This window comes from Corynebacterium lactis RW2-5 (assembly GCF_001274895.1).
GTDB lineage: Bacteria > Actinomycetota > Actinomycetes > Mycobacteriales > Mycobacteriaceae > Corynebacterium > Corynebacterium lactis.
This window is the reverse complement of sequence record NZ_CP006841.1, coordinates 1,025,349-1,042,022: the sequence shown is the minus strand read 5'-3', so window position 1 is coordinate 1,042,022 and position 16,674 is coordinate 1,025,349. Positions and strand designations below refer to the sequence as shown.

15 protein-coding genes are annotated in these 16,674 nt (G+C 59.3%); 2 read left to right on the top strand and 13 right to left on the bottom strand.

Going from position 1 to position 16,674, the window contains the following annotated elements; translation table 11 throughout:
• Positions 1-5 precede the first annotated feature (5 nt).
• The 13 genes from atpD to rho all read right to left on the bottom strand — a co-directional run bounded on the left by atpD (position 6) and on the right by rho (position 13,588).
• On the bottom strand, positions 6-1,445 hold the full coding sequence (gene atpD / locus CLAC_RS04510; RefSeq protein WP_053411881.1) for a F0F1 ATP synthase subunit beta: 1,440 nt from the start codon (positions 1,443-1,445) through the stop codon (positions 6-8).
• Positions 1,446-1,447: 2 nt separating this feature from the next.
• On the bottom strand, positions 1,448-2,428 hold the full coding sequence (locus CLAC_RS04505; RefSeq protein WP_053411880.1) for a F0F1 ATP synthase subunit gamma: 981 nt from the start codon (positions 2,426-2,428) through the stop codon (positions 1,448-1,450).
• Between the two features lie 53 nt (positions 2,429-2,481).
• Positions 2,482-4,125: a F0F1 ATP synthase subunit alpha gene (gene atpA, locus CLAC_RS04500; protein WP_053411879.1), complete on the bottom strand. Its 1,644-nt coding sequence runs from the start codon at positions 4,123-4,125 to the stop codon at positions 2,482-2,484.
• Positions 4,126-4,179: 54 nt separating this feature from the next.
• A complete protein-coding gene (locus CLAC_RS04495; RefSeq protein WP_053411878.1) occupies positions 4,180-4,998 on the bottom strand; it encodes a F0F1 ATP synthase subunit delta in 819 nt (272 codons plus the stop codon).
• A 5-nt stretch (positions 4,999-5,003) separates the two neighbouring features.
• A complete protein-coding gene (locus CLAC_RS04490) occupies positions 5,004-5,570 on the bottom strand; it encodes a F0F1 ATP synthase subunit B (RefSeq protein ID WP_053411877.1) in 567 nt (188 codons plus the stop codon).
• 31 nt (positions 5,571-5,601) lie between these two features.
• The gene (locus CLAC_RS04485; protein WP_053411876.1) at positions 5,602-5,847 is read right to left on the bottom strand and encodes an ATP synthase F0 subunit C; all 246 of its coding nucleotides are present in this window, start codon (positions 5,845-5,847) and stop codon (positions 5,602-5,604) included.
• Positions 5,848-5,983: 136 nt separating this feature from the next.
• Positions 5,984-6,778: a F0F1 ATP synthase subunit A gene (atpB, locus tag CLAC_RS04480; RefSeq protein WP_053411875.1), complete on the bottom strand. Its 795-nt coding sequence runs from the start codon at positions 6,776-6,778 to the stop codon at positions 5,984-5,986.
• Between the two features lie 384 nt (positions 6,779-7,162).
• On the bottom strand, positions 7,163-7,618 hold the full coding sequence (locus CLAC_RS04475; protein ID WP_053411874.1) for a Cg1360 family ATP-synthase-associated protein: 456 nt from the start codon (positions 7,616-7,618) through the stop codon (positions 7,163-7,165).
• Positions 7,615-8,745, bottom strand: coding sequence for an MraY family glycosyltransferase (locus CLAC_RS04470; RefSeq protein ID WP_053413269.1), 1,131 nt, complete (start codon positions 8,743-8,745; stop codon positions 7,615-7,617). The genes CLAC_RS04475 and CLAC_RS04470 overlap by 4 nt, the downstream gene beginning before the upstream one ends.
• Positions 8,746-8,818: 73 nt before the next feature.
• Positions 8,819-9,475 carry an L-threonylcarbamoyladenylate synthase gene (locus CLAC_RS04465; RefSeq protein WP_053411873.1) on the bottom strand — a complete coding sequence of 219 codons (657 nt, stop codon included), beginning with the start codon at positions 9,473-9,475 and terminating at the stop codon, positions 8,819-8,821.
• 67 nt (positions 9,476-9,542) lie between these two features.
• Positions 9,543-10,511 (bottom strand): peptide chain release factor N(5)-glutamine methyltransferase, encoded by a 969-nt coding sequence (prmC, locus tag CLAC_RS04460; RefSeq protein WP_245621978.1) that lies wholly within the window; start codon positions 10,509-10,511, stop codon positions 9,543-9,545.
• Entirely contained in the window at positions 10,486-11,559 is a 1,074-nt protein-coding gene (gene prfA, locus CLAC_RS04455; RefSeq protein WP_053411872.1) for a peptide chain release factor 1, read from the bottom strand. Before prfA ends, prmC begins: the two co-directional genes overlap by 26 nt.
• A gap of 67 nt (positions 11,560-11,626) precedes the next feature.
• Positions 11,627-13,588, bottom strand: a complete 1,962-nt coding sequence (rho, locus tag CLAC_RS04450) for a transcription termination factor Rho (RefSeq protein WP_053411871.1) — start codon at positions 13,586-13,588, stop codon at positions 11,627-11,629.
• Between the two features lie 490 nt (positions 13,589-14,078).
• Here rho and CLAC_RS04445 point away from each other — a divergent pair, with 490 nt between their 5' ends.
• The gene (locus CLAC_RS04445) at positions 14,079-15,797 is read left to right on the top strand and encodes a long-chain fatty-acid--CoA ligase (RefSeq protein ID WP_053411870.1); all 1,719 of its coding nucleotides are present in this window, start codon (positions 14,079-14,081) and stop codon (positions 15,795-15,797) included.
• A gap of 89 nt (positions 15,798-15,886) precedes the next feature.
• Positions 15,887-16,657: a 4,5-DOPA-extradiol-dioxygenase gene (ygiD, locus tag CLAC_RS04440; protein WP_053413267.1), complete on the top strand. Its 771-nt coding sequence runs from the start codon at positions 15,887-15,889 to the stop codon at positions 16,655-16,657.
• Positions 16,658-16,674 lie beyond the last annotated feature (17 nt).

Genomic DNA, 16,674 nt, shown 5'->3' with positions numbered 1-16,674 from the left:
GCCCCTTACTTCTTCTGCATTTCAGCGTACTTCTTCTCGACATCGTCGAGGCCACCCAGGCCGTCGAAGGCCATCTCCGGGTAGTTATCGAAGTCACCCTTGCAGATGCGGTCGAAGGCGACAATGGTGTCCTTAAGCGGCACGTAGGAACCAGGCAGACCCGTGAACTTCTCAGCAACAAAGAAGTTCTGACCCAAGAATCGCTGGATACGACGTGCGCGCTGTACGGTCACCTTGTCCTCCTCAGACAGCTCGTCCATACCGAGGATGGCGATGATGTCCTGGAGTTCCTTGTTCTTCTGCAGGATGTTAATAACCTGCTGCGCAACGCGGTAGTGCTCCTCACCGACAATCGACGGCTCAAGAATACGAGAGGTCGAGGTCAGTGGGTTCACTGCCGGGTAAATACCCTTCGATGCAATCGAGCGGTCAAGCTCGGTGGTTGCATCGAGGTGGGCGAAGGTCGTTGCCGGAGCCGGGTCGGTGTAGTCGTCGGCGGGCACGTAAACGGCCTGCAGAGACGTAATCGACTTGCCCTTAGTGGAGGTAATGCGCTCCTGCAGGACGCCCATCTCGTCAGCCAAGGTCGGCTGGTAACCCACGGCGGAAGGCATACGACCCAGAAGGGTCGAGACCTCAGAACCGGCCTGGGTGAAACGGAAGATGTTGTCAATGAAGAGCAGCACGTCCTGGTGCTGAACATCGCGGAAGTACTCCGCCATGGTCAGGCCCGACAGAGCGACGCGCATACGGACTCCCGGGGGCTCATCCATCTGGCCGAAGACGAGGGCGGTGTCCTGGAGAACGCCCATCTCTTCCATTTCGAGGAAGAGGTCGGTGCCCTCACGGGTACGCTCACCGACACCTGCGAAGACCGAGGTACCGGAGAACTCGCGTGCAATACGCGTAATCATTTCCTGGATCAGAACGGTCTTGCCGACACCGGCGCCACCGAAGAGACCAATTTTGCCACCCTTAACGTAAGGGGTCAGCAGGTCGATGACCTTAATTCCGGTCTCCAGAATTTCGGTCTTACCCTCGAGCTGGTCGAAGGCCGGCGGCTCACGGTGGATGCCCCACTGCTCGCCATCGCGACCGAGGCCCGGCTGATCCAGGCAGTCGCCCATCGCGTTAAAGACGTGGCCCTTGACGACGTCACCGACCGGCACCGAAATCGGCTTACCGGTATCGGTGACCTCAGAACCGCGGACGAGGCCGTCGGTCGGGGCCATGGCGATGGTCCGCACCAGGTTGTCACCCAGGTGCTGCGCCGTCTCCAGAACGATGGTCTTTGCGACCGACGGAAGGGTCACTTCCACGGTCAGTGCGTTGTACAGTGCCGGCAGTTCGTTACGCGGGAACTCCACGTCGACGACGGCACCGATGACACGCACAACACGGCCCACAGCCGTGGTGGTGTTCTGCTCACTTAGAGCTGTGCTCATATCTAGTCACTTTCTCCGCTGTCGTCGAGCGCACCGGCGCCACCGACGATTTCTGTGATTTCCTGGGTAATCTGCGCCTGACGTGCCTGGTTGGCCACGCGAGAGAGGTCCTTGACCAGCTCGGTCGCGTTATCAGTTGCAGACTTCATAGCGTTGCGTCGGGCTGCTGACTCAGAAGCTGCCGCCTCCAGCATCACTGCGAACAGGGTCTTGGACACGTACTGCGGCAGAAGTTCTGCCAGCAGAGTATCGGCATCAGGCTCGAACTCGTAGTCCGCGAAAAGGTCATCCGAAGCGTTGCTCAGCATGTCCTCTCCCTGCTTAAACTCTTCTTCCTCGAACACCGGCTCAATTGGGAGCATCTGGTGCGCGCGCGGAACCTGAGACAGCATGGATACGAATTCGGTATAGACCACGTGTACCTGGTCGAAGCCCTGAACAGCCTCGCCCTCAGCGACACGAAGGCCCTCGCGGTACTTCGCCTTACCCTCAGAAGATGCAGTGAAGCCATCAATGAGATGACGACGCACGTCATGGGTTGCAGCGTAGTCCGGATCCTGAGAGAAGCCCTCCCATGTGCCGGCCAGTTCGACACCGCGGAAGTCGTAGTAATCGGCACCCTTACGGCCCGTTACATAGATGACAACCTCGTGTCCCTTTTCCTCAAGATTGGCGCGCAGTTCCGCGGCCTTCTTCAGGACGTTGTGGTTGTAGCCGCCACACATACCGCGGTCACTAGTAACGACCAAGACAGCGACACGCTGTGCGCCTTCACGCTCGTTGAGCATTGGGTGATCCAGTGACGATGCCGAAGCGAGTCGTCCAATCACGTTTTCAATCTCGTCGGCGTACGGCTGGGAGTCTGCCACGCGACGCTGCGCCTTAGTAATGCGCGAAGTCGCGATAAGCTCCTGGGCCTTGGTGATCTTCTTAGTCGAGTTCACCGACTTGATTCGGGCTCGAAGTTCACGAAGATTCGCCATGTCCTATTCCCTCCCTTCTGTTGCGATTACGGTCATTTACTTTCACAACCTGCCTATTTCTGGGCAGTCTTGCGAGAGACCGTGATCTGCTGCTTCTTGACTTCACCGTCGGCGAGGGCGTCGACGGGAGCCTCAGAAGCCAGCGGGGCGCCCTCAGAAGTCTGGAAGGACTTCTTGAACTCTGCGGTTGCGGACTTCAGGGAAGCCTTGGACTCGTCGGAGAACGGAACACCACCGGCAATCTGCTCGAAGACAGCCGGCTGAGTGGACTGCAGGTTCTCCATGAGCTCTGCCTCGAAACGACGGACATCCTCAACAGGAACGTCGTCGAACTCGCCTTCGCCTGCCAGGTAGATGGAGGTCATCTGGTACTCGACAGCCTGCGGCTTGTTCTCCGGCTGCTTCAGCAGCTCGACCAGACGCTGACCACGCTCCAGCTGGCGCTTGGAGGCATCGTCCAGGTCGGAGGCGAACATAGCGAATGCTTCCAGGTCGCGGTAGGACGCGAGGTCCAGACGCAGGTTACCGGAAACCTTCTTCATGCCCTTGGTCTGAGCAGCACCACCGACACGGGAGACCGAGACACCGACGTTAATAGCCGGTCGGACACCCTGGTTGAACAGGTCGGACTCAAGGAAGACCTGACCGTCGGTAATGGAAATGACGTTAGTCGGGATGAACGCCGACACGTCGTTTGCCTTGGTCTCGATGATCGGCAGCGCGGTGAGCGAGCCGGCACCCATGTCGTCGGAGAGCTTTGCAGCACGCTCCAGCAGACGGGAGTGCAGGTAGAAGACATCGCCCGGGTAAGCTTCGCGTCCCGGCGGGCGACGCAGCAGCAGGGAGATTGCACGATATGCCTCAGCCTGCTTAGTCAAATCATCGTAGATGACCAGGACGTGCTTGCCCTGGTACATCCAATGCTGACCCAGTGCGGCGCCTGCGAATGGAGCAAGCCATTTGAAGCCTGCGGCGTCCGACGCCGGGGCAGCGACGATGGTGGTGTACTCGAGTGCACCCTGCTCTTCGAGAGTCTGGCGCACACCAGCGATGGTCGAGCCCTTCTGACCAATAGCAACATAGATGCATCGCACCTGCTTGCTCGGGTCACCGGACTCCCAGTTAGCCTTCTGGTTCAAGATGGTGTCCAGGCAGACCGCGGTCTTACCGGTCTTACGGTCACCAATAATCAGCTGACGCTGACCACGACCAATTGGGGTCATAGCGTCGATGGCCTTGATACCAGTTGCCATCGGCTCTTCGACCGGCTGACGCTGCAGCACAGAAGGTGCCTGCAGCTCGAGGACGCGGTCCTCTTCAGCCTCAATGTCACCCAGGCCGTCAATCGGCTGGCCCAGGGGGTTGATAACGCGGCCGAGGAACTTGTCCCCAACCGGAATTGAAAGGACGTCACCCGTCCGCTTTACCTCGTCACCCTCTTTGAGCGACTCGAAGTTACCCAGGACCACAACGCCGACCTTGTCGGTGTCGAGGTTCTGTGCGACGCCAATGACGCCGCCCGGGAACTCGAGAAGCTCGTTCGTCATGACCGACGGCATTCCCGAAACCTGGGCGATGCCATCAGCTGCACTGATAACAACGCCAACCTCCTCACGGGAGGCCTCCGGGGAGTAGCTCGAGGTGTAGTTCGCAATCGCGCTACGGATCTCGTCGGAGGAGATCGTCAGCTCCGCCATGTTCTTCCTGCTCTCGGTAATATTCTTCCAGTGATTAATCGTCTAAACCATCCGTCAGCCGAGGCCGACGCGCAGCTTTTCGAGCTTCGTCGATAGGCTACCGTCGATGACCTCGTCGCCAACCCGGATGACCAGTCCACCGAGGATCGACTTGTCGACCACGGTGTGGATGGACATCGCCTTGCCGTAGACTCGGCCGAGCTTGTCCGCCAGCGCACGCTCTTGCTCGTCAGAGACGGCAGTGGCACTGGTCACGCGAGCGACGACGTGGTTCCGCAGGCCGGCGGCTAGCCGGGACAGGGAGTCGATGTCGTCCGCGGGGCGCTTGGTTGGGCGTCCGACCGCCTGCAATGCCAGGGCTTCTGTCACCGAGGTGACCTTGCCGTAGAGCACAGAAGCGAGGAGCCCACGCTTGGCTTCGGGGGTTGCGGCCTTGTCGGCCAGCAGCTGTTCTAGCTGCGACTGCTCAGCCAGGATGTGTCCCAGTTGGAACAGCTCGGACTCAACAGTCTCGAGCTGTCCCTGGCTCTCGGCAGAGCGAAGGAGGGCACGGCGGCCCAGCTCTACCAGTCCCTCGCGCATCTCACGCGGGGTGGACCATACCTGCGCGGCAGCATCCACGACGATGTTAAGAGTCGTCTCAGATACCTTGCCCGCGAACAGGTTCCGGAGGATTCCAGAACGCTGTTCCGCAGTCGCCGAAGGGTCGGCGACAGCGACACGCAGGCCGCGGTCGGAGTCCAGGACCTCGACGATGTCGAAAAGCTCGGAACCAGTCTGAGCAGCGTTAGCAACGGCTGCGCCCTCACCGCTAATAGCGGCATCCAGGCGCTGGCCGAGGACTGCCAGGGATTCGCGGCTTGCTGCGTGCATGTCGCCTACTTTCCGGCCGGGGCCACGGTGTCAAGGTTGGACAGGAAACTATCAATCGTCGACGAGTTACGAACGTCGTCGGAAAGCTGCTCACCCAGGAGGCGCTCAGCAAGATTGATGGAGTTCTGGCCCATTTCCTTGCGCAGCTCTGCTACTACCTGCTCACGCTGGGCAGCAAGCTGCTTCTCACCGGACTCGATGATTCGGGCGCTCTCGTCATTAGCCTTGGTCGTAGCCTCAGCAATGATGCGCTGACCCTGTGCACGGGCCTCATCGCGAATCTTGGCTGCTTCAGTACGGGCCTCTGCGAGCTGGCTGTTGTACTTCTCTAGAGCGGCCTTTGCCTCGGCCTGTGCAGCCTCAGCGCGTTCAATGCCGCCCTCAATCCGGTCCTCCCGCTCGGTCAGGACCTCCTGGAACTTCGGAAGTACGAGCTTCCAGAAGAGAACCAGGATAATAACCAGCGGGACAACGGACCAGACGATGTCATAGGTCTTTGGCAGCAGCGGGTTGATGGACTCTCCCATAGGGAGGTGCTCACCCGCCGCTAGCAAAAAGGTGAAATCTGTCATGGTTTACGTGTTCTCCGCTTGAGGTCCGGACTTAGAAAACGAAGCCTGCGACCAGGCCGATCAGGGCGAGGGCCTCGGTGAAGGCGATACCCAGGAACATGGTGGTACGCAGCTGGCCGGCCATCTCAGGCTGGCGTGCCATACCCTCAACGGTCTTGCCGGCAACGATGCCGATGCCGAGGCCCGGGCCCAGGGTGGACAGACCGTAGCCGATGGTCTTCAGGCCCGGGTTGGTGTTAGCAACTGCGTCCTGGGCGGAGAGGATGACGTCGTTCATTATGAACCGTTCCCTTTCTTAAAGGATCCCCGGGAATTGATGTTGAATTTGTTGAAACCCGGGGGTTGTGGGTCAAGTGGGTCTTGCTATTAAATTTGCGAGGCCTGTTGCCGATAAGCGGCCTCATATGTATGGGCTAGTGCTCGTCTGCGTGCAGCGACAGTTCGATGTATACGGCGCTCAGCAGGGCGAAGATGTACGCCTGCAGGAAAATCACCAGCATCTCGAACAGCGTGAACGCGACCGCAGCAACAAGGGTCAACCCGGAGAGGGCGGTCCAACCGTTCAGCTGCCAGAAGAAGAAGTTCGTGGCACCGAACAGAAGGACTAGAACCATGTGGCCGGCCAGCATGTTGGCCATCAGACGGATGGTCAGCGTAACTGGGCGGAGAACGAAGTTGGAGAAAATCTCGATGGGCACCACGATCAAGTGGAGCACCGGCGGCAAGTTCGGAATTACCACTGCCGACTTCAGGAACTTGAAGAAGCCCATCTTCTTCGAGCCCGCGTAAATGAAGGCAATGTAAGCGAACAGAGCCAGAATCAGCGGCATGCCGATTCGGGCATTCGGCGAAATGTTCAGGCCAGGAATAATGGCTGCGACATTCATCGAGATAACAAGGAAGAAGATGGTGGCCAGAACCGGAAGGAAACGGCGTCCCTCCTTCTTTCCAAGAATCTCCTCCGCGATGTGGATGCGGACGAAGTCCAGCATCAACTCCGCAACGTTCTGGAGACCAGTCGGCACGAGCTTCGGGCGACGCATTGCGACGACGAAGAACACGGCGACGATCACGGCCATCAACAGGCGAACGACCATCAGGCGGTCAAGGGCGAACCAATCGCCAGCACCACCTAGCAGGAAGTCACCAAATTGCTCACCCGGGAAATACTCCTCCTGCAAGTTGGGCGAGTGGAACTCCCCCTTCATCTCGGCAAGTGTTGTAACGCTCAGCGTTCTCTCCCGTGATTGGGCCGCTAGAACTATTGTCAAGCGGTGCGAAGGACGTCATTTAACGTGTCGCGCCGCGGATTCCATTCGCTCATCAGCACGGCGCTCACGGGGACCGTTACCTGCAAGAAGAACAACAAATTATGTTTATTCATGAACAGGCCGTCTTACCCATTGCTCAGGATAACAGTTCCGACACAGATTTACCCACCCGGCACACCCCCACCTTTCCGACCCCGAAAACCAAAAAGAGGCCGAGTACCCATGTGGGTTTCGGCCTCAGAAGTTGTATAGCGAGCTCCCGCCCCGCAAATTTAGGGCTTACCTGCTATTTTCCGGAGTTCAGCCAGGTCAACGCGGGAATTAGTCTCGGTTCGGCTGCACATAGGTCAGATTGGATTGCGACATTCCCCACACTTCCGCCCCCAAAGTGACGACAAGGGTCAGGACAACCGTGACAAAGAATGTCAGGTGGTCGTAAAACTGAAGATTTCTAATGATGATCAGCACGCCAATCAGAATGACAATCTTCAGCAACCATCCTCCCATCACCACGGCAAGGGTCGTGGTAGGAGAAGTTTTTGCCGTGAAGAGCACGCCGAGAACAGTCAGAAGCACGAAGCTGCCACTAATCGCAGCCCCCAGGAGCACACCCCAGACGCCGGCCATTCCGTTCTTCCCTCCCCAGACCAACAGGGATAGGACCGTGAGCATCCCCAGTGCGATAGCCCCGGCGCGCGCTGCGGCGAGCAGGGGGCGACGGGAATCGTCATACTTCGATTTTTTTGAAGCTCCAGCCGGAGAATTATTGTCAGTCACGGTCGCAAATTGTACCTTTTCCTTGACCCTTCTCCCCTATTGGGCATATCGCGACTCCGGCGAATTGTGAATACCACCGCAAAAATGAGCAACAAACCGGAGGTGAAAGCGACGAACCCAACGGGGAAAACTGTGGTGGCGACTGCGGCGTATGCGATGACAGAAACCCAGAGATAGAGAACGAGTACGACTCGACGATGGCTGTGCCCCATTGACAATAGCCGGTGATGAAGGTGCATTTTATCCGGCGAAAACGGTGACTTTCCCTGTCCGACGCGCCGGACAATTGCCAGCAGCAGGTCGAGCATTGGCACGCTAATGGCTGCGATAACCACAACAATTGGCGACATCAACGCGATAATGTCCGCAGTTCCGTACATTGACGGTGCGATTCGGCCTGAGGCAGACACCGAGGCGCCAGCCAACATCAGCCCGATCATCATTGCACCCGAGTCTCCCATGAATATTCGAGCGGGTTCGAAGTTGTGCGGAAGAAAACCAAGGCACGCACCGAAGAGACATGCTGAAATCATTGCCGGTGGATAGGCCGAAACTGTGCCTCCCTGGTCGTGCAGCATCACCATCGAATAGACCAGGATGGCACCCGCTGCAATCATCCCCAACCCCGAGGCCAATCCATCAATGCCGTCGACGAAATTGAAAGCGTTAATCAACGCGACCGTAAAGAGAACAGTCAAGACTGTAGACATGATTGGATCAAGAATTAGCGTGCTGCCCGAACCAAAGGGAATGTAGAGCAGGTACCAACTAACGCCCATAAACGACATAATCAGGGCAGCCGCAACCTGGCCAAGCAGCTTTGTAAGCGCGTCCAAATCAAATAAGTCGTCAGCGATTCCGACCAAAAGCAGAACCGAGCCCGCGATGATGATGGCTCTCATATCCGGGGTCATTGGAGGAAAACCCCTATTGAGTGCCGGGAGTATCGACGCCAGAGCCACTGCGGCGATTACTCCCGTAAACATTGCGACGCCGCCGAGCCTAGGCTTGGGGATGTCGTGAACATCCCGCAACCGGGGCTGATCGAGCCACCCGGACTTGACCATAACATAGCGAACCACCCCCGTCAGCAGGTAGCTGACCGCCGCCGCCACGAGTACGAGCATGGCAAGCTCTCGGATGGGCACACCCGCTCCACCCGATTGCGCTGCAAAAAGGCTTACCAACGTCACTTGCTCGCTACTGCCCTCGGAGTCTCTCCGGTGTCGTTTCCAATACCTCGGCGATCGATTCGAGAGAAACCGCTCCCTCGCGAAGGACTCTCGGGGTGGGAGTCGATAGGTCGATGATGGTTGAAGGCGTACCAATCGTGGCCTCTCCCCCATCTACGTAAACTGTGGCTTCACCTCCGAGCATTTGCTTCGCGCGTACGGCGTTCAGAGCCGCAGGCTGACCCGAAATGTTTGCGCTTGAGACTGCCATAGGGCCCGTGCGGCGAAGAATCTCAATTGCAATCGGGTGCAGCGGCATTCGCAGCATCACAGTGCCGGCCGTGTCCCCCAGATTCCACGGCAAGCTCGGGGCTTGGTTGACCACGATGGACAGCCCTCCAGGCCAAAATGCTTCGACGAGCGCACGAGCGGCCGGAGGATATTCACGCACGAGCCCCTCGATAGTGGTCCAAGACCCGACGAGGACCGGCACTGGCATGTCCGGACCACGGTGCTTCGCACGTAGCAGGGCAGCTACCGCCTGGTTGTCGAAAGCATCGCAGCCGATGCCGTAAACCGTGTCCGTGGGCATGACGACAAGGCGCCCGGCCTTGACCGCGTCTACCGCGGCGGTGATTGCGCGCTCACGATTCTCGTCCGTGCTGCAGTCCATAATCCTGCTCATTTGGCGTTTACGCTCCTGGTCTACCTTTTATCCTGCGCAGCAAAAGACCGCGCATTCCGACTATCTCTTATTCTGGCTTCTTGCCGACGGTAAAACGATCCCGGTCGGCCAGGTCCTGCATCACGGAGACGGAAGCGTATTCCCATTGAGCACCGAGTAGCGACATCATGTCAGGGCCTGACGAATCATCGTGCTCGATTCCGACTACGCCTCCGGGCCGAAGAAGTGCATCGACTACGTTCATCATAGGACGAATGACATCGAGCCCATCGTCTCCGCCGAAAACTGCGGAGTGAGGGTCGGCCATGACTTCTTCGAAAACCTCGGTCGAGTCCGGTACGTAGGGCGGGTTCGACACAACTATGTCCGCATTGCCCCACCAATCGTCGAGGGATTGATTGGCTCGCAGAGCCGAAACATCGGTGACATCAGCCTGCATCAGTGACACTCGTGGACCGCCCCACCGCTGTTCGCAGGCAGCGATGTTTTTGCGGGTCCAGACCAGTGCCTCGTCCGAAAGCTCTACCGCGAGAATATTCGCTTCCGGCACCTCCTCCGCGATTGCCAGCGCCAATGCGCCAGAACCGGTGCAGAGGTCTACAACCCGAAGCTTGCCGACGCCCTCGCCAACCAGCCCGCGGGCCATATTAATTGCCCATTGAGCTAGCAATTCGGTCTCCGGTCGGGGAATGAATACCCCGGGCCCGACAGCTAGCTCGAGCCCCAACATCGGTGCAGTACCGAGGATGTGCTGAAGCGGTTCCCTCGCCACCCTTCGGGCAATCATTTCCGCGAGGAGCTCGCGCCCGTCGCCGGTGTATTCCTCGTCGCCATGGAAAAGGATATCTGCCGGCCCCGCCGAGGTTGCGGCTTCGAATATTGCTCGGGCATCGGCTTCGGGCGAGGCCAGGTGAGCGTCGATAAGCTCGGAGCGGGTATAGCGCATGAGCTCGCCTAGACTGCGGACGGAATCCGGCAGGCTGGGCGAGCTGCATGCGGCATCGGGCGAATTATTCGGCTTCAAGGCGTTCGGCACGCTCAGCGTCGTGGAGGGCCTTGAGCAGGTCCTCCATGTCCCCGCCGAGAACGGAGTCGAGGTTGTGGGCCTTGTAACCGATGCGGTGATCGGAGACTCGGTTCTCTGGGAAGTTGTAGGTGCGGATGCGTTCGGAGCGATCCATGGTGCGGACCTGCGACTTGCGCTGGTCGGAGGCTGCCTCGGCGGCCTCTTCTTCGCGCATTTGCTGTAGTCGAGCGGCCAGCACCTGCATCGCGCGAGCCTTGTTCTGAATCTGCGAGCGCTCCTTCTGGCAGGTCACGACCAGACCAGTCGGCAGGTGGGTCAGACGGACTGCGGAGTCCGTGGTGTTAACGCCCTGGCCGCCCTTGCCGGAGGAACGGTAGACGTCGACGCGGAGGTCCTTGTCGTCAATCTGAACGTCCTCGACCTCGTCGGGCTCGGGATAGACGAGCACGCCCGCGGCGGAGGTCTGGATTCGCCCCTGAGACTCGGTGACCGGTACGCGCTGGACGCGGTGGACGCCACCTTCGAACTTGAACACGCTCCAAGCGCCATCGCGGGTTGGGTTCTTAGCTCGCAGGGACATGGTCATGTCCTTCACGCCGCCGAGGTCGGACTCGGAAAGGCCGAGGATCTCGGTAGTGAACCCGTTTTTCTCCGCGTAGCGCTGGTACATGCGGGCCAGCTCACCCGCGAACAGGGCCGCTTCCTCGCCACCGGCACCGGACTTGATTTCCATGACGATGTCGTCGCCATCGTGCGGGTCGCGGGGTGCCAGCAGGTCGGCGAGCTTTTCCTCGAGCTCCTCCGCCTCAACCGCGAGCCTGTCAGCTTCGGCAGCGAACTCGGAGTCCTCGTGCGCCATCTCGCGCGCCGCCTCCAGGTCCTCCTTGACCTGAGTCAGCTTGGCATGAGTCTGGATGACCGGCTGCAGCTCGTTGAAGCGCTTGCCCACCTTGCGGGCGCGCTTGGCGTCGTTGTGCAAATCCGGGTCGGCCAGCTGCGCCTCCAGTCCGTGATATTCGGAGAGGATATCGTCTACTGCGGAAACCTGGTTAGCCATGATGAAAACCTTACTTCTTTAGTGTTGCTGTGGATGTTGTGCTTTGTCTGCGGTTGGTTGACCGCAGCTAGAGCATGTCGTCCACATCAACGTCGGCAGCCATCGGGGCGGAAGACGCGACCTGCATCAGGAATTCCTGGTTGTTGCGGGTCTTCTTCAGCTGCTTAATCAGCAGGTCGATGGCCGCCTGGGATTCCAGCGCGGAGAGGATACGGCGCAGCTTGTGCATGACGCGAGCTTCGTCCGGGGCGAGCAGAAGCTCGTCCTTGCGAGTGCCGGACGGGTTGACGTCGACAGCCGGGAAGACGCGGCGCTCGGAGATCTTACGGTCGAGCTTCAGCTCGGCGTTACCCGTACCTTTGAACTCCTCGAAGATCACCGTGTCGCCTGCGGAACCGGTCTCCACCATCGCGGTGGCGATGATGGTCAGGCTGCCGCCCTCCTCGATATTGCGCGCAGCGCCCAGGAATCGCTTCGGCGGGTACAGTGCGTTGGAGTCGACACCACCGGAGAGGATGCGTCCCGACGCCGGGGAGGAGTTGTTGTAGGCACGGCCCAGGCGGGTGATCGAGTCCAGCAGGACGACGACGTCCTGACCCTGCTCAACCAGGCGCTTTGCGCGCTCGATGGCGAGCTCGGCCACCGCAGTGTGGTCTGACGGCGGACGGTCGAAGGTAGAGGCGATGACCTCACCGCGGACGCTGCGCTGCATGTCCGTGACTTCCTCCGGGCGCTCGTCAACGAGGACGACCATCATGTAGCACTCGGGGTTGTTCGTGGCGATCGCGTTAGCGATGTTCTGCAGAATCGTGGTCTTACCGGCCTTCGGCGGAGACACAATCAGAGCACGCTGGCCCTTACCAATCGGCATAATCAGGTCGATCACGCGAGTCGTGAGAATCTTCTGCTCTGTTTCCAGGCGCAGGCGACGGTTCGGGTACAACGGGGTCAACTTTGCAAAGTTCGGGCGCTGCTTGGCCTGCTCCGGGTCGAGGCCGTTAATCGTATCGACCTTGACCAGCGGGTTGTACTTGCGGCGGTTGCGACCGTTGCCGTGAGTTACCTGGCCGGAGCCGTTTTCGCGCGGCATGCGGACCTGGCCAGTGACAGCGTCGCCCTTGCGCAAGCCGAACTTACGGACCAACTGCGCGGAGACCAGCACATCGTTGGAGCCTGGAAGGTAACCGGAGGTGCGAACGAACGCGGTGTTGTTTTCCAGCAGGTCGACGATGCCGGCGACCGGCTGGAGGACATCGCCTTCGCGAATCTCGTCCTGACCGCCATTCCCGCCGCCGTTGTTGTCACGGCCGCGGCGGTCGCGCCGGTTCCGACGCCCGCGACGGCCACGCCCCTCACCATCGCGGTCGTTGTTGCGGTCACCGCGGTCGTTGTTGCGGCCGCGGCGGTCGCGCCGGTTACGCCCGCCACGCGAATCCTCGTCATTGCGGCCCTCGCGGTTATCCCCGCCGTTTCCGCCGTTATTACCGTTGCCGCCGTTAGAGTCGTCCTTCTTCGACGATTCACCGGCGGAGTTGCCGCCACTGGCGGCATTGTCATTGTTGTCTCGGTTCTCACGGTTTTCGCGCTGTTCCTGCTCGCGCTGCCGTGCCCGATTCCTGCGGTTGCGACGCTGCTGAGAACGCGACATTTCTTCCTCGCCGCGATCTGGTCGGGATTCGCCCCGCGAATTGCTATCGCGCTCAGCGTTCTTCTTCTCAGCGTTATTCTTGTCGCCGCTGTCCTTCTCGGCCTTCTCCCGGCCAGAGTCCTTCTTGCTGTGGTCGTCACCATTGTCGCTGGTGACCTGCTTCGACCCATCGGCCTCAGCCTTCTTTGCCCGGGTGCGCTTTGGGGCGTTGCTGGCAGCCGACTTGCCGCCGGACTTAATCGCCTCAATCAGTTCGTGCTTACGCATCGCAGAGATGCCGCGAATTCCCTTGCTGGAAGCAATCGCGCGCAATTCTGCCATTCGGAGGGCCGCAAGATTTTCTGGGCCGCCTGCCGTGGCAGTGGTGTCCGTATCAGTCACGGATTTCCTTTCATCGACTAGCCCTGCAGGACAATACGCAGGGTGTGCGTCTTCTATTTCCGCTTCCTCGAACCGGCTCATCGCACGTCTTCGCGTGTTTTTCGCGCTTGCCGACGAACCAGCTGCGCTACGAAAACTTGTGAACCCCGGCAAAGCAGTGAAGCCCGACAGCGCATCAGACTGCATCCGCACGGGAAGCGTGGCGCCACATTCCGAAAAATTTAAGGATTGAGGACGCTCATTGGAGATTAGGCCACGTAAGAATTTCGAATCGGGCTGAAAGACCACAAACTTCTTCTCCCGGTACACGCCGTGCCACCGTATTGAACTTCAGCGACTGAGGCAACTAAGGAGTGGGAGTTGGCTAGGATTTCGACCCTACCGACCTAATAAGTCAAGGATAAACTTTCCCCCTTTTAGTAGCAACACCGCCTACCTATCGTTCCCATAGTCGTATGAAGTGCCGGTGGGAGTCGGTAATCTAGTTTGCATGCGCAGCACAATGCACAACATCCCCCTCAATGTCGCCCAGATCTTGGAATACGGCCGAACTATTCACGGCCGCACCCCGGTGACTTCGTGGACTGAGGAGGGCCCCGAGACCACAACCTTTGCGGCCATAGCTTCGCGCGCGAGCGCGCTGGCCCACGCGCTGCGCGACGAGCTCGGTATCGATGGAGACCAGCGAGTTGGCACCCTGCTGTACAACTGCGCGGAGCATCTGGAGGTCTTCCTGGGAGTGGCTTCCATGGGAGCAGTGTTTCAGCCCCTTAACAAGCAGCTGATGCCGGATCAGATTGTGCACATTATCAATCATGCGGACGACAAGGTCATTATTTCGGACACCTCAATGGCCGACCTTCTAGCTGAGATTCTGCCACGCTGCCCCGGAGTCGAAACCATTATTTTTACTGGCATCGGGGACCTTTCCGCTGCTGCCGCGAAGCTTCCCGCCGGCACCAAATGGCACTCGTATGAATCCCTGATTGACGGCAAGCCCAGCCGCTTCGACTGGCCTGAGGTCGACGAGAATGAGGGCGCTGCGATGTGCTACTCAACCGGCACCGAAGGTGCTCCTAAGGGCGTCATCTACAGCCACCGGTCACTTTATCTGCATAGCCTAAATATGCGCACTACTGATTCTTTCGCTATTGCTCACGGCACCCCTTGGCTGTGCTGCGTCCCCATTTACCACGTTCTCTCCTGGGGCGTCCCGCTAGCGTCGTTCATGTGTGGAGCCTCGCTGATCTTCCCCGGGCCCGACCTGTCTGCTCCACGGCTGGCCGAGATTATCGAGACCTCCATGCCACGCATCGCCCAGGGGGTGCCGACGCTGTGGATCAACCTTATGGTTCATTACCTGAACAACCCACCAAAGCGTATGAGCTTGCAGGAAATTTTCTCCGGCGGCTCCCCGGTGCCCCCAGCCCTAATCCGAATGTGGGAAGAGCGGTACGGCGTGGATGTGATTCATTTCTGGGGCATGACAGAGACTTCCCCAATTGGCACTGTCGCACGACCTCCCTACGGCGCATCTGGCGAGACCCGCGAACGCTACCGAGTCAGCCAGGGACGATTCCCGGACATCATGCAGTTCCGCATCGTGGACGACCGAAAGAGGGTCCTCGACCTACACGACCGCAATCAGGGGGAGCTTCAGGTCAGGGGAAATACCGTCACCGCACGCTATTACCACTCCCCCTCGGAGGATGTCGGCGGGGCTGCCCACTATTTCCGCGGCGACGAGGTCGACGATGCTGCGGCGAAGTTCACCGAGGACGGATGGCTACGCACTGGCGATGTCGGCTCGATTACTCGCGACGGGTATCTGACAATTCAAGACCGCGCCCGCGACGTTATTCGCTCTGGCGGTGAGTGGATTTACTCAGCCCAGCTGGAGAACTTCGTTATGGAGTCCGAAGAGGTCGTGGAGTGTGCAATCATCGGCATGCCCGACAAGAAGTGGGGCGAGCGTCCCCTTGCGGTCACAGTGCTGTACCCGCACGTGCCTCCGACGAAGGAGACTGCCGAGCGGCTGCGCGATCAGCTCCGCCCGAAGCTGCCCAAGTGGATGCTGCCAGAGTACTGGACCTTCGTCCCGGTAATCGATAAGACCTCGGTGGACAAGTTCGACAAGAAGGATTTGCGCGCCCACCTGAGTGCCGGAGAGTACGACGTCCTTAAACTCAAAGGCCCTGGTGAGAAATAGAGTCTTTATCACAGCAATATTTGTTGATACGTCCGCATATTGTGTGTCAGAATTATCTCATGACGACGAACGAACTGACCACTCCCCTCATGCCGGCGGCCTTCATCGGCCACGGCACTCCGATGAACACTATCGAGTCCAACCGTTACACCAAGGCCTGGAACGAATTTGGCGCGAGCGTGCCGAAGCCCCACGGCATCCTCGCCATTAGTGCACACTGGTACGCTAATGCCACCCTGGTGACGGCAATGCCCAATCCGCGGACTATCCACGATTTTTACGGTTTCCCGCGAGAGCTCCACGAGTTCAATTACCCCGCTCCCGGCCTGCCCGAGCTGGCTCACGAGGTAGCCGAGGTTATTAAGCCAGACTGGGTTGGAATGGACGAGGACGGTTGGGGCATCGACCACGGAACCTGGTCCGTCCTCGCTCACGTTTTTCCGAAGGCTGACATTCCGGTAGTACAGCTGAGCATTAATGCCTTCAAGGGCATGGACTACCACATGGAGCTGGCCAAGAAGCTCAACGTCCTGCGCCGCCGCGGCATTCTGATTATCGGCAGCGGCAATGTGGTCCACAACCTGCGCGCAATCGACTTCTCCATCGCCGACGGCGGGTACGACTGGGCCCAGAGTTTCGACGAGAAGGCTCAGGAAATTATGCTCTCGGAGCCCGGCAACGTTATGAATCTGATGAAGGAGAAGGAATTCCGTCACTCCGTGCCGACCCCGGACCACTTCATCCCGCTGCTCTACATCGCAGCACTCGCAGAGACTGAGGGCCAAACCCCTGAGAAGTTCGCAGTCGGATACCAAGCCGGCAGTGTTTCCATGACCAGCTACCAGCTAGCCGGTGCGTAACCTCCCCTCGCAAGAAG